At 67.9% G+C, this 26,079-nt stretch carries 20 protein-coding genes and 1 tRNA gene; 9 read left to right on the top strand and 12 right to left on the bottom strand.

Translation table 11 applies throughout. The features are described 5' to 3' along the window. Positions 1–205: 205 nt before the first annotated feature. Positions 206–988: an IclR family transcriptional regulator gene (locus J2848_RS32150; RefSeq protein WP_246194395.1), complete on the bottom strand. Its 783-nt coding sequence runs from the start codon at positions 986–988 to the stop codon at positions 206–208. A gap of 180 nt (positions 989–1,168) precedes the next feature. Continuing rightward, positions 1,169–2,500, bottom strand: a complete 1,332-nt coding sequence (locus J2848_RS32155) for an MFS transporter (RefSeq protein ID WP_149234966.1) — start codon at positions 2,498–2,500, stop codon at positions 1,169–1,171. Positions 2,501–2,771: 271 nt separating this feature from the next. Here J2848_RS32155 and J2848_RS32160 point away from each other — a divergent pair, with 271 nt between their 5' ends. From J2848_RS32160 to J2848_RS32180, 5 genes are all read left to right on the top strand, one after another. Then, complete coding sequence (locus J2848_RS32160) at positions 2,772–3,689, top strand: dihydrodipicolinate synthase family protein (RefSeq protein ID WP_149234967.1); 918 nt, start codon at positions 2,772–2,774, stop codon at positions 3,687–3,689. An 82-nt stretch (positions 3,690–3,771) separates the two neighbouring features. After that, complete coding sequence (locus J2848_RS32165) at positions 3,772–4,665, top strand: dihydrodipicolinate synthase family protein (RefSeq protein WP_149234968.1); 894 nt, start codon at positions 3,772–3,774, stop codon at positions 4,663–4,665. Positions 4,666–4,733: 68 nt separating this feature from the next. Further along, on the top strand, positions 4,734–5,720 hold the full coding sequence (locus tag J2848_RS32170) for a dihydroxyacetone kinase subunit DhaK (protein WP_149234969.1): 987 nt from the start codon (positions 4,734–4,736) through the stop codon (positions 5,718–5,720). A 2-nt stretch (positions 5,721–5,722) separates the two neighbouring features. Beyond that, positions 5,723–6,343, top strand: coding sequence for a DAK2 domain-containing protein (locus J2848_RS32175; RefSeq protein WP_149234970.1), 621 nt, complete (start codon positions 5,723–5,725; stop codon positions 6,341–6,343). Then, positions 6,340–7,758: an FAD-binding oxidoreductase gene (locus J2848_RS32180; protein ID WP_149234971.1), complete on the top strand. Its 1,419-nt coding sequence runs from the start codon at positions 6,340–6,342 to the stop codon at positions 7,756–7,758. Before J2848_RS32175 ends, J2848_RS32180 begins: the two co-directional genes overlap by 4 nt. A gap of 110 nt (positions 7,759–7,868) precedes the next feature. On the opposite strand, the gene J2848_RS32185 is transcribed toward J2848_RS32180, so the two are convergent. From J2848_RS32185 to treS, 9 genes are all read right to left on the bottom strand, one after another. Then, positions 7,869–8,837, bottom strand: coding sequence for an IS5 family transposase (locus tag J2848_RS32185; RefSeq protein ID WP_149234972.1), 969 nt, complete (start codon positions 8,835–8,837; stop codon positions 7,869–7,871). Between the two features lie 203 nt (positions 8,838–9,040). Continuing rightward, positions 9,041–9,114, bottom strand: a tRNA-Gln gene (locus J2848_RS32190). A gap of 157 nt (positions 9,115–9,271) precedes the next feature. Beyond that, complete coding sequence (gene malQ, locus J2848_RS32195) at positions 9,272–11,476, bottom strand: 4-alpha-glucanotransferase (RefSeq protein ID WP_149234973.1); 2,205 nt, start codon at positions 11,474–11,476, stop codon at positions 9,272–9,274. Between the two features lie 121 nt (positions 11,477–11,597). Beyond that, entirely contained in the window at positions 11,598–12,680 is a 1,083-nt protein-coding gene (locus J2848_RS32200) for a response regulator (RefSeq protein ID WP_149234974.1), read from the bottom strand. 158 nt (positions 12,681–12,838) lie between these two features. After that, the gene (glgX, locus tag J2848_RS32205; RefSeq protein ID WP_149234975.1) at positions 12,839–14,977 is read right to left on the bottom strand and encodes a glycogen debranching protein GlgX; all 2,139 of its coding nucleotides are present in this window, start codon (positions 14,975–14,977) and stop codon (positions 12,839–12,841) included. A 43-nt stretch (positions 14,978–15,020) separates the two neighbouring features. Then, complete coding sequence (locus J2848_RS32210) at positions 15,021–15,374, bottom strand: HepT-like ribonuclease domain-containing protein (protein ID WP_149234976.1); 354 nt, start codon at positions 15,372–15,374, stop codon at positions 15,021–15,023. After that, positions 15,364–15,645: a nucleotidyltransferase family protein gene (locus J2848_RS32215; RefSeq protein WP_246194396.1), complete on the bottom strand. Its 282-nt coding sequence runs from the start codon at positions 15,643–15,645 to the stop codon at positions 15,364–15,366. The genes J2848_RS32210 and J2848_RS32215 overlap by 11 nt, the downstream gene beginning before the upstream one ends. A gap of 183 nt (positions 15,646–15,828) precedes the next feature. Next, positions 15,829–18,111, bottom strand: a complete 2,283-nt coding sequence (gene glgB, locus J2848_RS32220; RefSeq protein ID WP_246194397.1) for a 1,4-alpha-glucan branching protein GlgB — start codon at positions 18,109–18,111, stop codon at positions 15,829–15,831. A 242-nt stretch (positions 18,112–18,353) separates the two neighbouring features. Further along, positions 18,354–21,689 carry a maltose alpha-D-glucosyltransferase gene (gene treS / locus J2848_RS32225; protein WP_149234979.1) on the bottom strand — a complete coding sequence of 1,112 codons (3,336 nt, stop codon included), beginning with the start codon at positions 21,687–21,689 and terminating at the stop codon, positions 18,354–18,356. 281 nt (positions 21,690–21,970) lie between these two features. Between treS and J2848_RS32230 the strand changes: the two genes are divergently transcribed. The 3 genes from J2848_RS32230 to J2848_RS32240 all read left to right on the top strand — a co-directional run bounded on the left by J2848_RS32230 (position 21,971) and on the right by J2848_RS32240 (position 23,757). Beyond that, complete coding sequence (locus tag J2848_RS32230; protein WP_149234980.1) at positions 21,971–22,900, top strand: glycosyltransferase; 930 nt, start codon at positions 21,971–21,973, stop codon at positions 22,898–22,900. Positions 22,901–22,989: 89 nt separating this feature from the next. Continuing rightward, positions 22,990–23,157 carry a hypothetical protein gene (locus tag J2848_RS32235; protein WP_170307264.1) on the top strand — a complete coding sequence of 56 codons (168 nt, stop codon included), beginning with the start codon at positions 22,990–22,992 and terminating at the stop codon, positions 23,155–23,157. Positions 23,158–23,166: 9 nt separating this feature from the next. Then, a complete protein-coding gene (locus J2848_RS32240) occupies positions 23,167–23,757 on the top strand; it encodes a hypothetical protein (protein ID WP_149234981.1) in 591 nt (196 codons plus the stop codon). Between the two features lie 8 nt (positions 23,758–23,765). Here the strand turns inward: J2848_RS32240 and pdxR are convergent, their stop codons facing one another. Continuing rightward, positions 23,766–25,247 carry a MocR-like pyridoxine biosynthesis transcription factor PdxR gene (gene pdxR / locus J2848_RS32245; RefSeq protein WP_149234982.1) on the bottom strand — a complete coding sequence of 494 codons (1,482 nt, stop codon included), beginning with the start codon at positions 25,245–25,247 and terminating at the stop codon, positions 23,766–23,768. A gap of 121 nt (positions 25,248–25,368) precedes the next feature. Here pdxR and J2848_RS32250 point away from each other — a divergent pair, with 121 nt between their 5' ends. Beyond that, positions 25,369–26,049: a pyridoxamine 5'-phosphate oxidase family protein gene (locus J2848_RS32250; protein ID WP_149234983.1), complete on the top strand. Its 681-nt coding sequence runs from the start codon at positions 25,369–25,371 to the stop codon at positions 26,047–26,049. Positions 26,050–26,079 lie beyond the last annotated feature (30 nt).

A 26,079-nucleotide genomic window follows, 5' to 3' on the forward strand; every position in this document is an offset into this window, starting at 1 on the left:
AAGGGAGTGGAGCGCCGCCGGGCCGGGGAGGCGTTCCAATGCATGCGTCCTCGCGTCCGGCAAGGCCGCAGCCGCCGGCGACAGCGTCAGGTCGGGCGACCGGAACGACGCTTCGGATCGGCTTCGCTTTTGCGCGACCCGGTCATGTCACCCGATCCGGTGCGGGACAGGGGGCGGGAGCCGCTGCTTGCCGGCGACGCGCGCGTCAACCGGTGGTTGCGACGGCGGCCGGCGGGCGCCCCCGGCCGCGTGCGGGCTTCGGCGGTTGCCAGCCGAGCCGAACCGAAACGAGGTCGGCATGCTCGATCACCTTGGGGGCGAGTTCGAGGGCGCGCTCCTCGGTGATCCGGCGGTCCGGTCCGCTCACGCTGATCGCGGCGAACACGCGGCCGGAACTGTTGCGGATCGGGGCGGCAACGCAGCGCACGTTGGCTTCCATCTCGCCATTGTCGATGGCAAATCCCCGCTCGCGGATCCGGGCAAGCTCGGCCCGGAGCGCGGTTGGATCGGTGATCGTGTTGCGCGTGTAGGCAGGCAGGCCGAGACCGCAAATCCGGTCGATCACGCGCTCCTCCTGGAAGGACAGGGCGGCCTTGCCCACGCCGGTGCAGTGGCAGGGCGAGGATTCCATCACGATCGTCGAGTTGTTGGGTCCTGACCGGCCGCCCAGCACCCGCTCCACGAAGGACATCCGCCAGCCGTCGAAAACGCAGAGATGAACCGATTCGCCAGTGGCCTGCCCAAGCAGTTCGACGAAGGTGCGGCCCTCGCGATGGATGTCCATATTGATGAGAACCGCGGTGCCGAGTTCGAACAGCTTGAGACCCAGGCGGTATTCGAGGCGGTTGCCGTCCTGGTCGAGCAGACCGATCTGGCGCAGCGACAGCACCAGCCGATGCGCCGTCGAGCGTGGCAGTCCCGAGCGCTCGGCGATCTCCGAAACCGACAGGCTGCGGTCGACCGTCGAGAAACATTCGAGGATCGTCATGATCTTCTGGAAGGACTTCACGCCGTAGTCGGATGCCATGGGGGCTCGTCAGGGTCATCGCAATGGATTCCATCGAAGTTCTAACGCGCCTTGGGGCGGGCCGTCAGCCGGGAAATTCGGCTGGAAAATTTGGCCGGACAACTCAGCGGGGACGGGCCGCCAGCCGGTCCCCGCCGGCTTTCAGGCGTGCCGGGGCTGCAGCGCGAGCGCCGACACCGCCGACAGGAGCGCCATCCCCACCATGTAGACTGTCACGAAAGTCGTCGTGCCGTAGGCCGCAAGGATCGCGGTTGCGATGAGCGGGGAGAGGCCGCCACCGAGGATCGGCCCCAGTTGCTGGACCAGGGAAAGGCCGGAATAGCGGATGCGCGCCGGGAACAGTTCGCTGAAGAAGGCCCCCTGCGCCCCATAGACCGAGCCGTGGCCGATCGCCAGGCCGAGTGCGATGGCAAGCCAGATCAGCCCGGTGTTCCCGCTGTCGAGCATCGGGAAGAAGACGAGGGCGAGCGCGGCCTGGAAAGCCATGCCAATGGCATAGACCGCCTTGCGGCCGATGCGGTCGGACAAGGCCCCGAACATGGGCAGCGTGATGCATTCCAGTGCGCAGCCGAGGAGGACGCCGTTCAGGATGGTCTGCTTCGGCAGGCCGAGCCTGGTCATGCAATAGGTGATCGCGACGACCGCATAGACGTTGAAAAGTCCGCTCTCGGCGATCTTGGCGCCGATGCCGAGCAGGATGTCCCGCCAGTGGCCCGTCACCGCTTCGACCAGCGGCAGCCGTGCCGGCTTCTCCTCCTTCAGCATCTTGGCGAAGGCGGGGGTCTCCGAAATCCGGCGCCGGATGAAGACGCCCAGACCGACCAGAACGATCGAGAAGAGGAACGGCAGGCGCCAGCCCCAGGCAAGAAAGACATCTTCCGGCATCGCCGCCGCCATGACCGACAGCAGGACGATCGGGATGAGGAAACCGGCGGGAACCCCGATATGGACGAGAGCGCTGTAGTAGCCCCGCTTTTCCGGCGGGGCGTGTTCCACCGTCATCACCATGCCGCCGCCATATTCGCCGCCCAGGCCGATGCCCTGCACGATCCGCAGGATCAGAAGGCCGATCGGCGCCAGCACTCCGACCTGATCGTAGGACGGCATGAGGCCGATCAGGACCGTGCCGAGGCCCATCATCATGATCGTGATGAGCAGCATGGCCTTGCGGCCGACCCGGTCGCCGAAATGCCCGAACAGCATGCCGCCGATCGGCCGGGCGCAATAGCCGACGAAGAAGGTCGCGAAGGCGGCGAGCGATCCGACGAGCGGATCGGAACTGGGAAAGAAGATTTTGTTGAACACCAGCGCCGTGGCGGTCGCGTAGAGCGTGAAGTCGTAATACTCGATCGCGTTTCCGATCGCGCTGGCGAATGCGACACGCTCGACCAGACCGGATTCCACATCCGTGGCCGCCGCATGCGGCGATGGTTCGGCCAGGTCGATCCGGCCGTCGAAAGCCTTGTGTGACATGTTCGCCCTCCCGGCCACCGCAGGACTTAAGCGGCGGTCCATTATCTTTGATTACGAGACAATGACGACACCCGGCTTGCCGCGCTGTCAACAGAAAATCGTTGCTGCATCGCCGAGATAACCCATCAGAATACTATGTGCATTGCGGAATTTCGTGCTGCTCTGCAGTAAATCGCGTAATTTGTAACCGAAACTTGAATCATCAGGCTTGACGCCTTCCAGCTTCAAAATTAGCCTTTAACCCGCAATCCGGGATAAAAGGAGATTTCATATGTCGCTCCCGTTGACAGGGATCATTCCGCCGCTCGTGACGCCGTTCACGGCGGAGGGACGGATCGATGAGAGCGCCTTCCGCAACGTCGTGCGCTTCACGCTGTCCAAGGGCGTTCACGGGGTTTGCGTCGGCGGTTCGACCGGCGAAGGCCATACCTTGAAGACGGAGGAGCTTGCCCGTCTGATCGAGATCACCACCGAAGAGGTCGACGGCCGGGTGCCGGTCGTCGCCGGCGTCATCGCCAACTCCACGGGTGACGCCATCGAACGCTCGAAGGCGGTCGCCAGGTTCCCGATCGCCGCGCTCCAGGTCACGCCCGTCCACTATGTCTTCAAGCCGAGCGAGGACGCGACCGTGGACCATTTCGCCCGCCTGACCGACGCGGTCGACGTGCCGGTCGTCATCTACAACGTCATCCCCTGGAACTATCTCAGCCCGTCGCTGCTCGTCCGCATCATGAGCGGGAATCCCGGCGTGATCGGGGTGAAGCAGAGCGCCGGCGACCTGAAGCTGATGGCCGACCTGATGCTCACCGTGCCGGCCGGCAAGATCGTGCTGACAGCGGTGGACGCCCTCCTCTACCCTTCTTTCGCCATCGGCGCGCACGGCACCATCGCCGCCAATCCGGCGGCGGTGCCGGGCGTTTGCGTCGCCCTCTGGGATGCGGTGCAGCGCGGCGACCACGGGACCGCGCACAAGATCCATTGCGCCCTTCTGCGCTTCTGGAACACGATCTCCGCCGACAATTTGCCGGCGAACGTGAAATACGCCCTCGGCGCTCAGGGCTGCGCCGCCGGCCTGCCGCGGCGGCCGATGCCGGTCTCCTCCAGCGAGCAGCATCGCCTGATCGACGCCGCCCTCGCCGAGGTTCTGCGCTTCGATCCGACGGCCGCGCCGAGGAGCGCGGTCGCCTGACCGGCGCAGGGCCGAACATCCGCCAACGGAAGGGGCGCCGCCGGCAGCGGGGCGCCCCTCGGACAGCCGAGAACAGGACATCATGACGGTTCGACTCACCGGGATCATTCCCGCCCTGGTCACCCCCTTCGACGCGGACGGCGAGATCCAGGAGGCGCCCTACCGGGAGCAAATCCGCTTCATGCTGAGGAAAGGGGTGCATGGCCTCTGCTTCGGCGGATCGACCGGCGAAGGCTTCGCCCTGGAGACCGAGGAGCTGGTCCGTCTTGCCCACATCACGGTGGAGGAGGTCGCCGGTCGGGTGCCGATCGTCGCGGGCATCATCGCCAACTCGACCAGGGAGGTGCTGAAACGCGGCCGGGCGCTCGCCGGCACCGGGGTCGATGCCCTCCAGATCACGCCGACCTTCTACGTCTTCACGCCCGACGACGAGACCAACTTCCGCTATTTCGAAAGCGTGGCGCGCGAGCTGGCGGTGCCGATCGTCCTCTACAACGTCATCCCCTGGAACCTGCTCGGGACCGATCTGGTGGTGCGGATCCTGGAAGAGATCCCGAACGTGGTCGGCATCAAGCAGAGCCAGGGCAACATTCACCGCGCCGCCGAGCTCGTGCTCCGGGCCCCCAGGGACAAGGTGATCCTCGCGGCGATCGACGGCCTGCTCTACCCCTGCTTCGCCATCGGCGCTCAGGGCACCCTCGCCGCCTCGCCCACCGCGGCTCCGGGACCCTGCGTCCGGCTTTGGGACGCGGTGCAGGCGGGAGACCACGCGACGGCGCGGGCGATCCATGACCGGCTTCTGAATTTCTGGAGCCTGATGCCGCACGACAATCTGCCGGCCTGCGTGAAATACGCCCTTCAACTCCAGGGGCTCGCGACGGGCGTCTCACGCGCGCCGATGCCGATGCCGTCGGCGGCCCAGAAGGCGATCATCGAACCGGCGCTGCGTGCGCTGCTCGAATACGATGTGGCGTAACGACGGGCGACGCCGCCGGTCCTTTTCCGGAGCGCGTCACCGCGACCGCGATTCCCAAGGAGCGTCCCATGAAGAAACTGATGAATTCGGCGGATGCCTTCGTCGACGAGATGCTCGACGGGCTGGTCGCCGCCTGTCCCTCGCTGCGGCGGTCCGGCCGCGTGGTCCGGACCGCCGCCGGACCGGCACCCGGCCGGGTCGGCATCGTGTCGGGCGGCGGCTCCGGCCATCTGCCGCTCTTCACCGGCTATGTCGGCGAGGGGCTTCTCGATGCCTGCGCGATCGGCGACGTCTTTGCCGGACCGTCGGTCGCCTCCTGCGTCGAAGCGATCCGGGCGGCCGACGGCGGCGCCGGCGTGCTGCTGCTTTACGGCAACTACGGCGGCGACCGCATGAACTTCGATCTCGCCGCGGAGTCGGTCGAGTTCGACGGCGTGGCCACCCGTAGCGTGCTCGGCGCCGACGACATCGCCTCGGCGGCTCCGGCGGAAGCGCACAAGCGCCGCGGTGTCGCCGGCATCGTCTATGCCTACAAGATCGCCGGAGCCAAGGCGGCCACCGGTGCCGACCTCGACGCGGTGTCCGCCGCCGCCGCGGCCACCGTCGCGGCGACGCGGACGATCGGTGTCGCCCTGTCGCCCTGTCTCATTCCCGGTGCGGCGTCCCCCGCCTTCGAACTCGGCGACCAGGAGATCGAGATGGGCATGGGCATCCACGGCGAACCCGGCATCTGGCGGGCGCCCCTGACCTCGGCGGATGCGATCGCCGACGAAATGGTCGACCGTCTCCTCGCCGAACCGGTGGAGGAAAGCTCGAAGCGGGTGTCGGTGATGGTCAATTCCCTCGGCGCGACGCCGCTGGAGGAGTTGCTGATCGTCTACCGGCGGGTGTCGGCCCGTCTGGCCGACGCAGGCCTGACGGTCGTCATGCCGCTGATCGGGCATTTCGCCACGTCCATGGAAATGGCCGGCCTGTCGCTCAGCATCTGCCGCCTGGACGGGGAACGCGAGGCGCTGCTCGCCGCCCCGGCCGCCTGCCCGTTCTGGAGGGTTTGAGGATGAGCGACACGCTCGACGCTGCGGCCTTCCGGGCCGCCCTCCTGCGTATCCGCGACGCGGCGGCGGCGGCGCAGGCCGAACTCGACGCCGCCGACGGGCGGATCGGCGACGGCGACACCGGGATCATGCTGCGCCGGCTTTTCGAGGCGGTTGCCGCCGCCGCCCCGGCCGATGTCGCCGATCTCGGGCTGTTCTTCCGCGCCTGCGCCAAGCGGGCGTCGGAGTCGACGGGATCGAGCCTCGGCACCCTGGTGACGGTGGCGCTGATGCTGCTCGCCAAGCGGCTGGCCGGGCGGACGAAGCTTCCGGTCGCCGAACTCGGCGGGCTTCTCGGCGAGATCCGCGATCAGGCGATGGCGCGCGGCGGGGCGGCGCTCGGCGACAAGACGGTCGTGGACATGCTCGACGCCGTCGCCCGCGCGATCGACGGGCTGGACCGGGAGGCCGCCGCCATGGCGGCCGGCCGGGCGATGGACGAGACGCTTGCCGGTTTCCGCGACCGGCCCAACCGGATCGGCCGGGCGCGGATGTTCGCCGAGCGCAGCATCGGCATCGACGATCCGGGAATGTTGGCCTTCGCGCGGCTCACCGCCGTGCTTACACGGGCGGAGGGGGCATGAGTTCGATCGATGCGGCGACGGGACGGTCGCCCGAACCCGGTGACGGCGTGATCCGGGCCGTCGAGGCGCTGCGGCGCCTCCTCGGTCCGCGGCTCTCGACGACGATGGCCGAGCGCACCCAGCACAGCCGCGGCGAAGGCCTGCCCGACGTCGGCATGCCCGATGCCATCGCCCGTCCGCAGACGACCGACGAGGTCGCGGCGATCCTGCGCCTGTGCCATGAACACCGGGTTCCGGTGGTGGCCTTCGGGGCGGGCACCTCGCTGGAAGGACAGGTCGCGGCGATCCGGGGCGGCATCTCGGTCGATCTGACCGGCCTCGACCGGGTGATCGACATCTCGGCCGACGCGATGGATTGCCGGGTCGAGGCGGGCGTCACCCGCAAGCGGCTCAACGAGGAACTCCGCCATCTCGGGCTGTTCTTTCCGGTCGATCCGGGGGCGGATGCCACCATCGGCGGAATGGCGGGGACACGGGCTTCCGGCACCAACGCGGTCCGTTACGGGACGATGCGCGAGAGCGTGCTCGGCCTCACGGTCGTGACGCCGGACGGCACGATCGTCCGGACCGGCACGCGGGCGCGGAAGTCCGCCGCCGGCCTCGATCTGACCGCGCTCTATGTCGGCAGCGAAGGGACGCTCGGCATCGTCACCGAGATCCAGCTGAGACTCCAGCCGATCCCGGAAGCCATCCTGGCGGCGGTCTGTTCGTTCCGAGACCTGACGGGGGCGGTGAGCACCGCAGTCGCCGCTCTCCAGTCGGGGCTGAGGATGGCGCGCATTGAACTTCTCGACGAGGTGCAGATGGACGCCTGCATCGCCTATTCGAAGCTCGACTATCCGCGCGGGCCGGCGCTGTTCCTCGAGTTCCACGGCAGCAAGACCGGGGTCCGCGAAGATGCCGAGACGTTCGGCGTGCTCGCTGCCGACTATGGCGGAGGGACACTTATCCGGGCGACGGAGACGGAGAGCCGCAACCGGCTGTGGAAGGCGCGCCACGACGCCTATCACGCGGTGATGGCCCTGGCACCGGGCAAGGCCAACATGGGGACAGACGCCTGCGTGCCGATCTCCGCGCTGGTCGACTGCCTGCTGGAGACCAAGGCGGACGTGGAGGCGAGCGGTCTCGTCGCTCCGATCGTCGGTCATGTCGGTGACGGCAATTTCCACCTCGGCATTCTCTTCGACCCGAACGACGATCAGGAACGGCTGACGGCCGACGCGCTCGCCCGTCGGGTCGGATTGCGGGCGATCGCCTTCGGCGGCACCTGCAGCGGCGAGCATGGGATCGGGATCCACAAGCTCGACCAGATGGAAACGCAACACGGACCGGCTCTCGATCTCATGCGGCGGATCAAGGTGGCGCTCGATCCCGAAGGAATCATGAATCCGGGCAAGCTCATTCCGGATGCCTGATGATTTGATCCCGTCAGGTTTCAAGCCATCTTGGAAATGCCGATGCGACAGCGGGGGACGTTGGTGCAGAACTCGGCGCGTTGACGGACACCGCCCTGGAAAGTTGTCGTTCAGGCGACCTTGCGGGAGGCCGGCATTCCAAGACTGGTCATCCTGTTCATGACCTTGCAGCCGACCGCCGCCTCGACTTTCTGGGCAGGCAGAGTCCGGGCGCGCAAAGTGCGCCCGATCAGCTGCTTGTAGCGCATCATCGCGACCTCGCCCAAGGAGCGGCGGCCGTAGCGGACGTCCCGCTGCCAGCCCTGCCGGCCTCGCTCGGCAATCCTCCGGATGTGGCGGTCGCGTTGGCTGGGTGCGCCGGTAGCGCTCTCGCCCGGCACCGCGGTGGAGCGCGGCGGGATGATCACCTCGGCGTCGGGGGTGTGGGCGGCGACGGCGCAGTAGACCGGCTCACCGTCATAGGCGCCGTCCGCCAGCACCGTGCCGATCGGGCGCTTGATCTGGTCGAGCAGCGGGCCGACCAACGAGGCATCGCCGTCCTGCGTGGTCGTCAGCTCCGCGGCGAGGATCTCGCCGGTACCGGGATCGACCGCCAAGTGGAGCTTTCTCCAGCTCCGGCGCGCTTGGCCACCATGCTTTTCCAGGTGCCACTCGCCCGTGCCGAACACCTTCAGCCCGGTCGAATCGATCACCACGCTGACCGGCCCGTCCGTCCTGGCCAGCGCTGACGCGACCTCCAGATTGGCGCTGCGCCGGGAGAAGGTCGTGTGATCTGGAACCGGCAGGTTCAGGCCGAGCAGGCGCATGAGCGAACCCAGCAAACCCTCGGTCTGCCGCCACGGCCGGCCGAACGCCAAGCGTAACATCAGCCCGGCTTCGATCGCCACGTCCGAGTAGCGCGCTCGCCGACCGCGGCGGCCCGAAGCCGGCGGCGTCCAGATGGCGATCGCCTCCGGCGTCACCCAGATCGTCAGGTCACCGCGCCGGCGCAGCGCCGCATCGTAGGCCGACCAATTCTCCACATGGTACCGGGCCTTCGGGATCTTGTGGCGGCGGGGCTCATTCGCCTTGTACGGCATCAGCGGCTCGACTTCAGCGGGCCGCCTCTATAACCGCTCGCCCTCCCGACCACCACCAGCTCGGGCTTTGTGCACCAACGTCGGTGGGTCCGGCAAGTATGGCCAGCCGACAAGGCCTGATCAGCACGAAAGCACCGTGCTTACTGGGTGCTTACTGGAGCACCCAACCGGCCCAAACGCAGTTGCTAAGTGATTGAAAAGGTTGGTTGGGGGACTAGGATTCGAACCTAGGCTGGCGGAGTCAGAGTCCGCTGTCCTACCGCTAGACGATCCCCCAGACCGTCACCGGGGCGGCTTGTTCGCCGTGCCCCGTGGTGTGGGCGGGTTTATAGCGACCACATGCCGGGCTGTGAAGAGCTTTTTTTGCCCCGGATGCATTTTTTTCCAACAGCTGCCGCCAGCCCGGTTTTCCCCAGGCCGGCGGCGGCTGTCGGTCAGCGTGGGAGGATAGCCGTCATCGGGGCGACGATGCGGCGGAGGTCTTCATCAGCCTCCAACTCCTCCAATCTGCAGGGAAGGCGACGACGCCAGTTGGGGTGCTGGTCCACCGTGCCGGGAAGGTTGGGCTGCTCGTCGTCGGCCAGCGCGTCCTCGATCTGGACCATTACGATGCGGGACGGCGTGCGCGCCAGATAGGCATGGACGGCGGCCGACAGCTCCACACGGAAAGGCTGGTCGCCCTCCTCGGTCGGATAGCTGTCAGGACGCAGCCCCTCGCGTGACAAGGCCTGCAGCAGGCGCCAGCGGTCGACGCCACGGTCCCAGCGGTCCTTGTCGCGGCTGGCATCGTCGGGATAAAGGCTGAGGCGCTGGCGCCAGTCGAGATCGCGGCCGGTCCAGAAGCCCTTGAAAGGCGCCAGATCATGGGTGCTGACCGCCGCCATCGACCCGGCCGGGTATTCATCTGGAGACTTGAAGCCCCCATCGGCGGTGCGCTCGAAATAGAGCACGCGGTAGCTGAGGATACCGGCCTGCTCCAGCGCCGGGCGGAACCCCTCCGGCACGGTGCCCAGATCCTCGCCGATCACGACGCAGCGGTTGCGGCGGCTCTCCAGCGCCACGATGCGCAGCAGGTCGTGGAAGGGATAGGCGACATAGGCGCCGGGGCTGCCGTCCTCCGGAATCCAGAACAGGTGCTGCAACGCCATCACATGGTCGATCCGCAGGGCGGCGGCATGGCGCATGTTGGCGCGCAGAAGCTCGACGAAGGGACGGTAGGCGGACTCGCGCAGACCCAACGGCGACAACGGCGCCAAGCCCCAGTTCTGGCCGTTCATGTTGAACTGGTCGGGCGGCGCCCCGACATTGGCGCCCCGCACCAGCATCGCCGGGTCGGCCCATGCGGACCCACCGCCGGGATGGGCGGCTACCGCAAGGTCGCGGTAGAAGCCCATGGCAAGCCCGGCGGAGCGCCCTCGCGCCATGGCCTCGCCCAGCTGGCGGTCGGCTTCGAACTGGGCCCAGGCGAAGAAATCGACGCGGTCGGCATGCCCGGCGGCGAAGGCGGCGACCTCGGGGCTCAGCGGATCCTGGAAGGCGGCCGGCCAGGTCCGCCACATCCACTGCGCGGGATCCTGGCGGAAGAAATGCTCGTGCAGGGCATCGAACAGGGCATGGCGGTCGAGGGCCGCCCCCATGTCCTGCCGGAAAGCGGCATAGGCGATCTTGCGCGGGTGGTCGTCAGGCAGAGCGCGGAAACGGGCGTGCAGGGCGTCCAGCAGCGGCAGCTTCAGCGCGGCGACCACGGGGTAATCGACCAGTTCCGCCTGCCGGGCCGCGGTCAAGGTCGCCTGGAAAGCGGGGGCCTCGATCCGGGCGCGCAGATCGTCGGCATCGGCGAATTCGGGAACGGAGGCCGGGTTGATATAGAGAATGTTCAGGAACTGCCGGCTGGACGGCGAATAGGGGCCGATGTGGTTGGGGTCGGCCGGGAACAGGGCATGCAGCGGGTTGAGGCCAACCAGCCCGGCGCCGAGCCGCCCGGCGACCTCGGCGAAGCCGGCGAGGTCGGTGAAATCGCCCATGCCCCAGTCATGCTCCGACCGCAGCGAATAGACCTGCAAGCCGATGCCCCAGCTGCGGCCGGCCGGGACCATCTCCTCCACCGTCACGCAGCGGTCCGGTGCCACGATCAGGGTGGTGGACCCCGACGGTCCCGCAGATGGCTCCACAGTTCCGCCGGCGGCCTCCACATGCAGGTCCAGCCGGTGGTAGCCGATGGGCAGGGACACCGGCAACAGGGCGCCCAGCGCACGGCGCTCGTAGGCCGTGCCGTCGAGCGTGGTGCAGTCAGTGACGGGCAGGTCGCGGACGGCGATGCTGCCGCCCTGGGCGGTCCCACCCTCCGGCGTCAGTTCCCACAGCAGCGTCGCGTCGTCCAGGCCGGCGGGCAGGGCGACACCCAGATCGATCCCCTGCCCTTCCCCGCTGACCAGCACCGGCGGCAGCGGACGGCTCCAGGACCGGCGTTCGACCGTACGCAGGCTGTCGGCGACCTGTTCGTCCGTGGCGGCCGGTAACCCCATGGCGGAGATCAGCGCCCGCTTGGTGGCAACAGAGGTCTCCCGCCGGTTGCCCCAGATGTCGTGATAGTGGGGTTCGAGTCCAAGCAGATCGGCCAGCCGGTCGAGATCACTCATGCAGGGTCCCCGCGGGTTGTACGGAAAGAAGGGTGGGGCTTAGGGATTGGGACGGTGGCCGCCGGCGTCAATGCCGCCCGGCGGCCTATGCCATCGAAACTCTTCCAGCGAAAGATCGCCATCAGCCGGCAGACAAGGCCGTGCCGGCCGCAGCCGGGGCTGAGGCCGCGGCAACGGACTCGTTCGCGGACTCGGCGGGCGCGGCGGTGGCGGAGGCCGTCAGCGCCGATGCCGCGGCGGCCTTGGCCTGGGCGATCTGCTCCAGCCGGCTGCGATAGCCGGCGACGGCGGACGACACCTCGCGCGTCATCGCCTCCAGCGGGCGGTCGGGGTCGACGGCCTGCATCAGGGCGCGGGACAGCGCCTGCAACTGGTCGCGGTCGTCGGCGGGGATGGGCCCCGTTTCGGCGGTCGCGCGGACCTTGTCGGCCAGCGTCTTGATGGCGCGGGCGATTGCCTCCACCGGCGCGTGGTCGCCGTCGTCGCCCAGCCGGCGCAGCAGATCGTCCAGGAAGCCGCCGATGCGGCCGACATGGTCGATGGACATGCGGTCCGGCGCCGGCCGCGCCAGACCGTCCAGGGCGAATTCGACCAGGAAGGCGACCTGGACGCTGGCGCGCAGCCGCTTCTGGGTGGTGACGGTGGCGATCGCCTCGTTCAGCAGCATGCGGGCGCCGGACTGGGTCCATTGGCCGGTGGCCTTCAGCCGCAGCATGTTGGGGGCGTCCAGAACCGGCACCTGCGCGCCTTCGCGCGGCGACTTGCGGCGGTCGGGACCGGTGTAGTCGGCGGTGACGACGAAGCCCTTGCGCGCCTCGATCAGGCTGACGATGCGGTCGCGCACCTGCTTGGGCGAAACCGGCTTCATCAGCAGGTCGTCGCCGCCGGCATTGGTGACGCGGGTCAGCAGCGCCGGGGTCGGCGCCCAGGTGGTGACGATGACGCCGACGAAGGGGTTGGGCACCGCCGGTTCGTTGCGCAGGGACCGGATGAAGCGGAAGGCCTCCGAATCCTCGCCATCGGCATCGACCAGCACCAGATCGGGCATAGCGGCACTCAGCAGGCCGGCGGCGGCCTTCACGGAGTCGAACAGCTCCACCCGCCGGAAGCCCAGCCGGATCAGCACGTCGCGGAACACGCGCGCGGTGTTGAGCTGGCTGTCGATGATCGCGGCGTCGACCTGCGAGAAATCGTAATCCGGCATCGTCCTACCCGAAGCTCCGCTGCGGCCGTGACGGGAACGCGCGGCACAGCGTAACACGCTTTGTCTCCGCCCGTCGCGGTAGCATCTCCGCCCGGGCGAAGCATGGACAGTGGGCAAAGGATCGCAGGGCGGTTCGCCAGCGGTCGCCTGCCCGCCCACTACATTCCCGGTTGCTCCACCAGGGTGAAGACCAGGACCGTCCGCCCGTCGACCAGCGCCGAGCGTCCGGCCAGATGGATGCGCTCGTCTCCCGCCCCGTCGGCGACGCGGGTGTCGAGCACGCAACGCCAGCCGCGGCCGCCCGGCACGTCGGGCAGGGTCACGGTCAGGATGTCGGCATGGGCGTTCAGCACGATCAGCAGGACGCCGTCGGAAAGCGACTGGCCGTCCGGCCCGACATGGGTCCCGGCGCGGCCGTTCAGCAGCAGGACGATGCAGCGCGCCTGGGTGTTGCGCCAATGCTCCGCCGTCTTCTCCACCCCCTGGGCGTTGTACCAGACGATGTCCTTCAGCCCGTTTTCCGCCACCTCCCGCCCATGCAGGAAGAGCGGCCGGCGCAGCACCGGATGGATGCGGCGCAGCGCGATCAGCCGGCGGACGAAGGACACCAGCGACCCGTCGCGCCGGCTCCAGTCGAGCCAGGTGATGTCGTTGTCCTGGCAATAGGCGTTGTTGTTGCCGTCCTGGCTGTGGCCCAGCTCGTCGCCAGCCAGCATCATCGGCGTGCCCTGCGACAGCATCAGCGTCGCCAGCAGGTTGCGCTTCTGCCGCGCCCGCAGCTCGACCACCGCGGGGTCGTCGCTCGGCCCCTCCACCCCGTGGTTCCAGGAGCAGTTGGAGGAATGGCCGTCGCGGTTCTCCTCGCCGTTCGCCCAGTTGTGCTTGTCGTTGTAGGAGACGAGGTCGTGCAGGGTGAAGCCGTCATGGGCGGTGATGAAGTTCACGCTGGCCCAGGGGCGGCGCCCGCGCTTCTCGAACAGGTCGGCGGAGCCGGCGATGCGGCCGGCCAGTTCCGGCAGCATGCCGTCGTCGCCGCGCCAGTAGCGCCGCACGGTGTCGCGGTAGCGGTCGTTCCACTCCGCCCAGCCCGGCGGGAAATTGCCGACCTGATAGCCGCCGGGACCGACGTCCCACGGCTCGGCGATCAGCTTGACGTCGGCCAGCACCGGGTCCTGCCGCACCGCGTCGAGGAAGCCCGAACCGGGGTCGTAGCCGTAGGGCTCCCGCGCCAGCACGGTGGCGAGGTCGAAGCGGAAGCCGTCGACATGCATCTCCGTCACCCAGTAGCGGAGGCTGTCCATCACCAGCTGGACCACGCGCGGATGGCTGAAATCCAGCGTGTTCCCGGTGCCGGTGTCGTTGATGTAGTGGCGCGGGCTGTCCGGCATCAGCCGGTAATAGCTGAGATTGTCGATGCCCTTGAAGGACAGGGTCGGCCCCAGATGGTTGCCTTCGGCGGTGTGGTTGTAGACGACGTCGAGGATGACCTCGATCCCCGCCTCGTGCAGGCGGGCGACCATCGTCTTGAACTCCGACAGGACGCCGGTGTTCATGTAGCGCGGCTCCGGCGCGAAGAAGCCGATGGTGTTGTAGCCCCAGTAGTTGGTCAGGCCGCGGGTGACGAGATGCTGCTCGTCGGCGATGGCCTGGACCGGCAGGAACTCCACCGAGGTGATGCCGAGTGCCCGCAGATACTCGATGACGCTCTGCGTCGACATGCCGGCGAAGGTGCCGCGCAGATGGGCCGGCACGTCGGGATGGCGCATGGTGAAGCCGCGGACATGGGTCTCGTAGAGAACCGTGTCGGTCCAGGGCACCCGGCGGTGACGGTCGTGCCCCCAGGTGAAGGCGCCGTCGACCACCCGGCATTTCGGCATGCCGCGGGCATTGTCGCGCCGGTCGAAGGAGAGATCCTCCTTGGTCGAGCCGACCCGGTAGCCGTAATGGGCGTCCGACCATTTGAAGCTGCCGAACAGCGCCCGGGCATAGGGGTCGATCAGCAGCTTGTTCGGGTTGAAGCGGTGCCCCTCCTCCGGCTCGTACGGCCCGTGGACGCGGTAGCCGTAGAGCAGGCCGGGCCGGGCGTCGGGCAGATAGCCGTGCCAGACCTCGTCGGTGTGTTCCGGCAGGGTGACGCGTTCCACCTCGCGCTGGCCGGTCTTGTCGAACAGGCAAAGCTCCACCCGCTCGGCATGGGCGGAGAAGATCGCGAAATTGACGCCGAACCCGTCCCAGGTGGCGCCGAGCGGATTGGGCTTGCCGGGCCAGACCGGGGTGCGCGCGGGAGTGGAGGGCATCAGCGGGTGGCCTTTTTGTTGGGCGCACAAATGGACAGTGTGGTCATTCGTCTGTCCGCAGCAGTGCCAACTCGGCATCCACCGCCGCTTTCAGAGGAGCAAGCTCACTGTTGATCGTGTGCCAGATCACGGCATCGTCGACACTATCATAATCATGACGATAGACATTTCCGGCACCCGCGACAGCGCGCCAATCGATGTCAGGATACCGGCTTTTCACATCCGTCGGCAGGTGACGGGATGCTTCCGAAATAATCTCCAGAGCCCGAAGAACGGCATAGCAAGTCTTCTGATCCCGCAGAAAATCCTCGAAGCTCATCCCTTTGATGAAAGAAGCGATCGCAACAATATTTTTCTGGATGTCGGTCAAAGGCTTGCCCGGCAGCTTAGAACGCATCGACCACCTCCTGGGCGACACCGTCCCGCAACAGGGGGCTCAGCCTCTTGCGATCCACCACATCGGTCGGCCGGTCGAAGAGGTCGGCAATGTCCAGGGTGACTCGGGTATACTCGAACAGCCCCATCGGACGAGCGGGATCGAGATCGATCAGGATGTCGATATCGCTATCGGCGTCAGCGCTGCCACGGGCGACCGATCCGAAGACGGCGGCATGCAGGACCCCCCGGCGCTGCAGCGCCTCGCGGTTCGCCCGGAGGGTCCGCACCACCTCTGCGGCGGAGGGAGGGGGTTTCCTATCGACCATCACCCGATGCCCGGCTTACCGGATCTCCGAAAAGATACAAGGGATCCAATAAGAAAGCCTCCCCCCGTCGCCGTCAAGTGAGGTTGATGGCTATGGCGAGTGTTGGTGCGTGTGGCTCCCCCTCAACCCTGAGCAAGGGCGAGTACCCTACTCCGCCATCCGTTCCAGGATCAGCGTCGACAGCGGTGGGATGGTCAGATCCAGCGAGTGGGTGCGGCCGTGCCAGGGCACTTCCTCGGCATAGACGCCGCCGCCGGGATTGCCAACGCCGCTGCCGCCGTACTTCGCGTCGTCGGTGTTCAGCCGCTCGACATAGCGGCCGGGCAGCGGCACGCCGACGCGGTAGCCCTGGCGCGGCACCGGCGTGAAATTGCAGACGGCGATGACAATGTGCCCGGACTCGTCGGCCTTGCGCAGGAAAGTGAAGACCGAGTTCTCGTTGTCATTCGACTCGATCCACTCGAAGCCGGATGGGTCGCAGTCGGTCTTGTGCAGCGGCTCCAGCTCGCGGTAGAGGCCGTTGAGGTCGCGGACGAGGTCGCGCATGCCGCGGTGCATCGGCTGGTCCAGCAGGTGCCAGTCCAGGCTGCGCGCCTCGCTCCACTCGTTCCACTGGGCGAACTCGCCGCCCATGAACAGCAGCTTCTTGCCGGGATGGGCGAACATGAAACCGTAATAGGCGCGCAGGTTGGCGAACTTCTGCCAGTCGTCGCCCGGCATCTTGTTGATCAGCGAGCCCTTGCCATGCACCACCTCGTCATGGCTGAGCGGCAGCACGAAGTTTTCGGAGAACTGGTAGATCAACCCGAAGGTCATCTGGTGGTGATGGTAGCGGCGGTGGATCGGGTCGTTCTGCATGTAATGCAGCGTGTCGTGCATCCACCCCATGTTCCATTTGTAGCCGAAGCCGAGACCGCCCAAATAGGTCGGCTTCGACACCATCGGCCAGGAGGTCGATTCCTCCGCCACCGTCATGGCGCCCGGCTGCTGGCCATAGACCAGCTCGTTCATCCGCTTGAGGAAGGCGATGGATTCGAGATTCTCGCGCCCGCCGAACTTGTTGGGGATCCACTCCCCTTCCTTGCGGCTGTAGTCGAGATAGAGCATGGAGGCGACGGCATCGACGCGCAGCCCGTCCAGCCTGTACTGGTCGAGCCAGAACAGCGCGTTGCCCAGCAGGAAGTTCTGCACCTCCGTCCGGCCGAAATTATAGATCAGGGTGTTCCAGTCCTGGTGGAAGCCCTGGCGCGGGTCGGCATGCTCGTAGAGGTGCGTGCCGTCGAAATTCCCCAGCCCGTGCGGGTCGGTCGGGAAATGGCCGGGCACCCAGTCGAGCAGCACGCCGAGGCCGGCGCGGTGGCAGGCGTTGACGAAGTCCTTGAAATCCTCCGGCGAGCCGTGGCGGGCGGTCGGCGCATAGAGGCCGATCGGCTGGTAGCCCCAGGAACCGTCGAACGGATGCTCGGTGATCGGCAGCAGCTCGATATGGGTGAAGCCCATGTCCTTGGCGTAGGGGATCAGCCGCTCCGCCAGTTCCTGATAGGTCAGGAAGCGGTTGTCCTCCTCCGGCACCCGCGCCCAGGATCCGAGATGGACCTCATAGATCGACACCGGCGCGGTGCGGTCGGAGGTGGTGACCTTGCGGCTCTGCCAGTCCTGGTCGCGCCATTCGTAGGGCGGCAGGCCGTGGACGACCGAGGCGGTGGCCGGACGCATCTCCGCCTGGAAGGCGTAGGGGTCGGCCTTGGCCGGCATCAGGTTGCCATTCGGACCGCGGATCTCGAACTTGTAGCGCTGGCCGGCATGGGCGTGGGGGACGAAGATTTCCCAGACGCCAACCTCGACGCGCCGGCGCATCGGCATCCGGCGGCCGTCCCAGTTGTTGAAGTCGCCGACCACGCTGACGCTGCGCGCACTCGGCGCCCAGACGGCGAAGGACACGCCGGCGACGCCGTCGACCTCGCGCGGGTGGGCGCCCAGCTTCTCGTAATTGCGCAGGTGGGTGCCTTCGGCCAGCAGATGGACGTCCAGCTCGCCCAGCATGTTGCCGAAGCGGTAGGCGTCCTCGAACTCCTGGGTCGCCAGCGGATACTGGGCGCGCAGGCGGTAGCGGAAGCGCTCCGTCCGGTCGGGCAGAACGGCGCGGTAGAAACCGTCCTGGTGGATGCGCTCGGCCTCGCCCGCCGGCTCGCCGGTGGCGCTGTCGATCACCCACAGCCGCTCGGCGCCGGGCACGAAGGCGCGGACCTCGACCGGCCGGCCGGGCGCCTCCTGCTGCATGCCGAGCACGGCGAAGGGATCGCCATGGTCGGCCCGCGCAATGGCGTCCGCCGCCGCGCGCAGGGCCTCGGCCCGGTGGTCGGTGGGGCCGGATTTAGGGCTTTCGGAGACGCCGGTCTGCGCCTGGTCCTTGCGGGTGTCCGTCGTCATGTCGCTCGCCATTGGCCAAGTGCCCTTCTTCGTGGAGGCCCTATCGTCTTCGTGGACCATAACCGTCCCAGCACCGTCATCCCTGCGAAGGCGGGGATCCAGGCTTACGCGCTAAACCCCGTCTTGGGGAGCCCTGGATTCCCGCCTTCGCGGGAATGACGGCCGATGCCGGCACGCCTTCTCCGGAGGTGAACATACTCGCGGCGGTTTCGTCACACCATGCCCGCCGCGGATTTGTCCGGTCATTCCTGCGCGCCCGCCTCTTTGGCGTCGTCGAGAAGACCCAGCACGCCCTTGACCGGGATGCCGATCCAGTTGGGCCGGTTCGCCGCCTCGTAGCCGATCTCGTAGAAGGCCTTCTCCAGCAGGAACAGGGTCAGCAGGCCGCGCGCCGTGCCCTCTTCCGCCGGCCAGACCGGGCAGCCTTCGACCGCCTTGCGATAGCCGTCGAGGAAGGAGTCGACGCTGCGGCGTTCCCAATCGCGGGCGGCGGCCAGCGCCGGGCTGTCGCCGCTGTTGGACCCCTCGCCGGCGCTGTCGAGGCGGAACAGCGCCGCCCAGGCCGCATAGTTGAAGGAGCGCAGCATCCCGGCCACGTCGCGCAGCGGGCTGGACTTGGCGCGGCGTTCCTCCAGCGTCTTGGCCGGCTCGCCTTCGAAGTCGAGGATGTACCAGTCGTTCTGCGCCCGCACCACCTGACCCAGGTGATAGTCGCCATGGATGCGGGTCTTGACGCCGCCGGCCGGCATCGCCGCCAGCGCCGAAATCCGCTCCATCGCCTCGGCCCGGCGGGCCAGCAGCCGTTCGGCGTCGGCCCGCACGTCGGCCGGCAGACGCTCCAGGGCTCCGGGCAGGGCGGCGAAGGCGGCCTCCGCCTGGGTGCGGACGGCATCGGCCCAGCGCGCCAGATCATCGGCGGCGATCGGCTCCGGATCGAAGGCCGGGTTGCCGGTGCTCTGCGCCAGCGCCCGGTGCAGTTCGGCGGTGCGCTGGCCCAGCGTGGTCATCATCACCAGATGCATGCCGAAGGGCTCGCCCGACTCGGCGGCGTCCTCGGTGGTGCCGGCGACGCCGAGGCGGATGTCCTCCAGTTGGCGTTCCAGTTCCTCCACCGTGCTGGCCCAGCCGTCGCCCTGGTTGCGGACGAAGGCCTGGGCCACCGCCAGCGCTGTCGGCGTGCCGTCGGCGGCGACCTGCTCCACCGTGCCCAGCAGGGCCGGGGTGTTGGCAAAACCGACCCCCGTCAGGAAACGGCCCATCTCGACCTCGGGATGCTCGCCCTCCACCAGACGGCGCAGCACCTTCAGCACGATCTGGCTGTCGACCAGGACGGAGGTGTTGCTCTGCTCCACCCCCAGACGCCGCACCTCGGCCTCCGGCGACAGCTCGATGGCGGTCAGCGCCTCGGTCGGGGTGAAGCGGATGGCCTCATCTCCGGCGGTGGCCTTCAGCGTGTCGCCACGCCGCAGCGCCTCGATCAGCGCCAGGGCGAAACCGTCGGCCTGCACCGCGTCATAGATGGCGCCGGTGCGCGGACCGCGCCGCACCTTGGCCAGCGTATAGGGCAGCAGCGGCCAGCCGGTGCCGCCGGCCCCGTCCTCCCAGCTCATCGCCAGCGGCAGGAAATAGCTCTGGTCGGCGGCGTCGCCGTCCAGCCCAACCTGCGTTCTGACCAGCATGAAGCCCTCGCCCGGCCCCGGAAGCTGGGCGGCGAGCGTGACATGCGAGCGGGTGATGCGGCGGTCCTTGGCTGAGAACCAGCGCTGTTTCGGCAGGAAGGCCTGGAGGATGTCGCGGCCAAGCTCGTCCGCCGCCTTGCCGGTGGTCAGGCTGTGCCAGCCGTCGCGCACGACGATGGTCAGCAGGTCCGGCACCGGCTCCGGCGGAGTCTCGTGCCAGGTCGGCAGCTCCGCCTCCGCCGTCAGGGCGAACCAGTAGAAGCCGTAGGCCGGCAGCGTCAGCAGATAAGGAAGATCGCCGATCGGCGGGAAGACGGTGCGGCCCAGCAGCTCGACCGGGATGCGGCCCTTCCAGGCCTTCAGATCCAGCTCCACCGCCTGGGCCGAGCGCGACAGGTTGGCGACGCACAGCGCGATCTCCGACCCGTTCTCGGTCTCCAGGCAGCGGATATAGGCCAGGACCTTGCGGTTGCCGGGATAGAGCAGGGAGAAGCTGCCGCGGCCGAAGCTCTGGCGCTGCTTGCGCACCGCCACCAGCCGCTTCATCCAGTTCAGCAGCGAGGAGGGGTTGCGGGTCTGCGCCTCGACATTGACGGCCATGAAGCCGTAGATCGGGTCGAGCACCGCCGGCAGGTAGAGCCGCGCCGGATCGGCGCGCGAGAAGCCGCCGTTGCGGTCGATCGACCATTGCATCGGCGTGCGCACGCCGTCGCGGTCGCCGAGATAGATGTTGTCGCCCATGCCGATCTCGTCGCCGTAATAGAGCACCGGCGTGCCGGGCATCGACATCAGCAGGCTGTTCAACAGCTCGATCTTGCGGCGGTCGTTCTCCAGCAGCGGGGCGAGGCGGCGGCGGATGCCGAGGTTGATCCGCATCCGCCGGTCGGCGGCGTAGAAGTTCCAGAGATAGTCGCGCTCGCTGTCGGTGACCATCTCCAGCGTCAGTTCATCGTGGTTGCGCAGGAAGATGGCCCACTGGCAGTCGGCCGGGATGTCCGGGGTCTGGCGCATGATGTCGGCGATGGGATGCCGGTCCTCCATCGCCACCGCCATGTAGATGCGCGGCATCAGCGGGAAGTGGAAGGACATGTGGCATTCGTCGCCGCCCTTCTCCGGATCGCCGAAATAGGGCAGCACGTCCTCCGGCCACTGGTTGGCCTCGGCCAGCAGCATGCGGTCCGGATATTCGGCGTCGAGTGCTGCGCGGATCGCCTTCAGGACGTCGTGGGTTTCCGGCAGATTCTCGTTGTTGGTGCCCTCGCGCTCCTTCAGGTAGGGGATGGCGTCGAGCCGCAGCCCGTCCACCCCGATGTCCAGCCAGAAGCGCATCACCTTCAGCACCTCCTCCAGAACCTCGGGATTGTCGAAGTTCAGGTCGGGCTGGTGCGAATAGAAGCGGTGCCAGTAATAGGCGTTGGCGACCGGATCCCAGGTCCAGTTGGACTTCTCGGTGTCGCAGAAGATGATCCGCGTGCCCTGGTATTTCTGGTCGCTGTCGGACCAGACATAATAGTCGCGGTGGCTGGAGCCGGCCGGCGCCTCCCGCGCGCGCTGGAACCAGGGGTGCTGGTCGGAGGTGTGGTTGATCACCAGTTCGGTGATCACCCGCAGGCCGCGGTTGTGGCATTCCTCCATGAAACGCCGGAAATCCTCCAGGTTCCCGTAGGTCGGGTTGACCGAGGTGTAGTCGGCGATGTCATAGCCGTCGTCGCGCAGCGGCGATGGGTAGAAGGGCAGAAGCCACACCGCCGTCACCCCCAGCTCCTGGATGTAGTCCAGCTTCTGGGTCAGACCGGCGAAATCGCCGATGCCATCATTGTCGGCGTCGAAGAACGCCTTGATGTGCAGTTGGTAGATGACGGCATCCTTGTACCAAAGCCGGTCCTGCCGATCGATCATGGGTCCAGCACTTTCGAGAAGCGATTGACGGAACACGTGTCGCGGGAACACGGGACGGAAACAAGCCACCGGGTCGAAGGTTTCACCCGGATGTGCGTCCGGCAACCCCTGACTTCCGGATAGGCGACACGGCGAAATCCAAGGCGTACGACCTTCAGAGAGGTCGAGAGCCCCCGTCCGGAAGCGCGGCAACCCGGACCGGACACCGATTGACGCCGACGGATTACGCAGGCAGGGTGGGCCGACGTAAAACTTTGCGTCTAGGGCGTACCGGATACATCATGCTCGGTTCCTTCATCGTCGTGACCGGCGGCGACTCCCGCTACTGCCCGCTGATCCGCGAACTGATCGCCTCGCTTCGGGCTTTGAAGCCGGCGGCGGACTGCCCCATCGGCGTGATCGACGCCGGGCTGACCGCCGGGCAGATCGCTGAGCTGAAGGCCGAGGGCGCCGCGGTGGTGACGCCGCCATGGCCGGTCAGCATTCCGGCGCACAAGCTGCGCAACCGCATCCACCTGAAGGCCAACCTCGCCAAGCTGCACCTGCCCACCTACTTCCCCGGCTACGACACGGTGATCTGGATCGACGCCGATGCCTGGGTGCAGGATTGGGAGGCGGTGGAGATGCTGCGGCGGGGAGCGGCGCTGAACCGCTTCGCCATCGTCGCCCAGTTCGGCCGCTTCTCGGAGACGGAGCTGCGGCTGGACTGGCTGTTCGGCCGCTTCGCCCGGGTGCGCTCCATCCTCTACAAGAACTCCAGCCGCGCCGGCCTGACCACGGCGGAATGCCGGGCGCTGGCGACCCGCCCGACCCTGAATGCCGGCGCCTATGCGCTGAAGTCCGACGCGCCCCATTGGGAGGCGTTCCAGCGCTGGCAGAAGCGGGTCCTGCGCAAAGGCCGCCTGTTCACCTCCGACCAGCTGGCGATGGCCGGCGCGATCTATCTCGACGGGCTGCCGGTCGAGCTTCTGCCGGAATGGTGCAACTACATCGGTCCCTGGCGCTTCGACCCGGAGCGGCGGGAACTGGTGGAGTATTACCTGCCCAACCGCCGGCTGGGCATCGTCCACATGGCGGGCGAGGACGCCATGCGCGCCGACCCGTCGGTGCTGCGCCCGGTCCTGGACATGCAGGACCGCACGCATCAACTGAGCCTGCGCTACCCGGCGTGGGAAGTGCCGGCGGTGGAGCGGGTTGCGGAAGGAGTTTAGCGGTCGCCACTCCCGTTCTTGCGGTTCCATGCTATTTTGATCGCAGGCACTGGTTGGTTTCCCGATGTAACCTGCGGGGAGAATTCGAGATGGCGACCTTCAACAGGGGTACGGCGATGACCGACGAGGATTTGAAGGCGATGAAGGAGGCGATCCGGCAAGCAACGGAACGTGCGCTGGAATCGCCGGAAGCCGCCCGCCGGTTTCTCGAACGGATCTCGGCGCCTCCAGCGAGCCATCGGGGAGACGCGGACTGATCCTGCCCAATGACCGAACTCTCCAACCCATTCGTTCTTGGCTATCACGGATGTCGAAGGACGGTGGGCGAGGATATTCTCGCCGGAAAGGTTCCCCATCTGCTGGACAGCAGGAACAAATGGGATTGGCTCGGGTCAGGGGTTTATTTCTGGGAAGCCGACCCGCGGCGGGGATACGAATGGGCGCTCGACCGCTACGGCCCGGGTGAAGCCTTCGTCATCGGCGCGGTCATTCACCTCGGCTATTGTCTTGACCTGATGTCGCGCGGCCCCCTCGACCTTCTGAAGCCGGCCTGCGGGAGTTTGGTCCGGATCTGCGAGATGGCAGGCAAGCCTCTGCCGGAGAACCGACGCACCACGCGGGGACCATCCCATGCCCTCGATTGTGCGGTGATCAACGCACTACACGATTACCGGGCCACCAACCAGCCGGAAGCGCTCCAGCCATTCAACACCGTACGGGGGCTCTACCAAGAGGAGCCTCCGGTCTTCGAGAACTCGATGATCATGTCCAAAACGCACGTTCAAATCTGCGTGCGGACACCGGACGAGAGCATCAAGGGCTACATCCGCGTGCCGGAGAGCCAATACCTCCCGTAAAGCTGACCTTACCCGGTGGCCAGCCGCGCCAGATCCCGCACCGCGCGGTCGAGCGCCGCCGGGTCGTGGGCGGCGAAGCCCAGCAGCAGGCCGTTGCCGGCGCTCCCGCCGTCGGTGCGGTAATAGGTGGACAGGGGCGGCGTGGTCAGGCCGATGCGGGCGGCTCGTTCGGCAAGAAGCTGGTCGGGACAGTCCGGCGGCAGGCGGAGCAGGACATGCATGCCGGCTTCCCCGGGCTCGGCGGTGGCGAAGCCGGCGAAGGCATTGGCGAGCGACGCCAGGATGGCGGTGCGCTTGACGGCGTAGAGGGAGCGCATGGCCCGCAGGTGCGAGGCGAAATGGCCGTCGGCCAGGAAGCGGTGCAGGGCCGCCTGCGGCACCACGCTGGTCCCCCCGTCGAAATGGCGGCGCGCGGCGCGCACCGGCTCGACCAGATCGGGCGGCACCACGACATAGCCGAGCCGCAGGGCCGGGAACATCACCTTGCTGAAGCTGCCGACATAGATGACCCGGCCGGCGCCGTCCAGACCCTGGAGGGCGGCCAGCGGCGGGCCGGCATAGCGGAACTCGCTGTCATAATCGTCCTCGACGATCCAGGCGTCGCGCGCCGCCGCCCAGTCGAGCAGGCGCAGCCGGCGCGCCAGGCTCATGGTCACGCCCAGAGGGAACTGGTGGGAGGGGGTGACCAGGGCCAGTCGGGCATCGGCCCCGCGGGCCATGCCGGCGGCGACGTCGATCCCCTCCCCGTCCACCGGCACCGGGACCAGCCGCGCCCCGGCGCCCAGCAGGGCGGCGCGGTTGCCGGGCCAGCCGGGTTCCTCCACCCAGGCCTCGTCGCCGGAGTCGAGCAGCAGCTGCGCCATCAGCGCCAATCCCTGCTGCGCGCCGGAGACGATGACGACCTGTTCCGGCTCGCAGCGCACGGCACGGACGGCGCGCAGATAGGCGGCGATCTCCGTGCGCAGGGGAACATGACCCAGCGGGTCCGGCTCCGTCGCCAGCACCCGTCCGCCCTGGCGCCAGCAGCGGCCGAGCAGCTGCGCCCACAGGGCGAAGGGAAAGGCGCCGAGGTCCGGCGTGCCGAGCGCGAAGGGCCGGCCCACCCGGTCGCGGGTGATGGACGGCGCCTCGGCCAGCGCCCGGCCGCGGGCGGACAGGCCGACGCCGCGCCGGGCCTCGTCGCGGCCTGCGCTACCGCCGGGCGCCGCATCGGGCAGGGAGGTGGCGACGAAGGTGCCGGCACCGACCCGGCCGGTGACGTAGCCCTCCGCCAGCAGCGTGTCATAGGCGGTGACCACCGTGTTGCGCGACAGCACCCACTCGGTGGCGAGCGCCCGGCTGGGCGGCAGCCGTTCCCCCGGGCGCAGACGGCCGTCCAGCACCGCCTGACGCAGGGCGCGGTAGAGCTGGCGGTGCAGCGGTTCCGCCCCGGCACGGTCGAGCGCCACCGGCCCCAGGCTGGATAGAACCGGACGGGCCGAACGGGCCATGGCGATCCTCGCGAGGAGTCAGGGAAATTGGTCCCTATGGAATCAGCATTCCGGACCTTTCGAAGGAGCCATTCTGCCGGCCATTCTGGGGCATCGCAACAGTCCGGCCCTGAGTACGACCATGACCAGCCTTCTCGTCGAGTCCTCCGCCACCGATTCCCCGGCCCCCCTGCCCCAGACCCCGCGCACCCGGCCGGTGCGGCTGGGTGACCGCGGCAGCCATGACGTCGCCCTGATCCACGCGATCATCGACGAGGCGCCGATCTGCCACGTCGGCTTCGTCGACGATGCCATCAAGGGCCATGACACACCCTCCCCCATGGTGATCCCGACCATTCCCTGGCGGGTGGGGGACGAGCTGATGATCCATGGCGCCTCCTCCAGCCGGATGATCCGGCGTTTGCAGGAGGGGGGCGAGGCCTGCATCACGCTGTCGCTGATCGACGGCTGGGTGCTGGCACGGTCGGCCTTCCATCACTCCGTCAACTACCGCTCGGTCATGCTGTTCGGCCGGCCGCGGCTGGTGTCGGAGGAGGCGGAGAAGCGGGCGGCGCTCGACGCGCTGATGGAGAAGATCGAGCCCGGCCGCAGCGCCAAGGTGCGGGCGCCCAACACGCAGGAACTGAAAGCGACCAGCGTTCTGGCCTTTCCCATCGCCGAGGCGTCGGCCAAGCGCCGCTCCGGCCCGCCCGGCGACGATCCGGAGGATATGGACCACCCGGTGTGGGCGGGCGTGGTGCCCTTGCGGCTGATCGCGGGGGAGCCGGAACAGGACCCGGCCCAGATCGCCCGCCAGAAATAAGCCGGCGGACGGCCGAACGGCAGGCTCAAA

The sequence above is a fragment of the Azospirillum lipoferum genome (assembly GCF_024170005.1).
In the GTDB taxonomy this organism is placed as follows: domain Bacteria; phylum Pseudomonadota; class Alphaproteobacteria; order Azospirillales; family Azospirillaceae; genus Azospirillum; species Azospirillum lipoferum.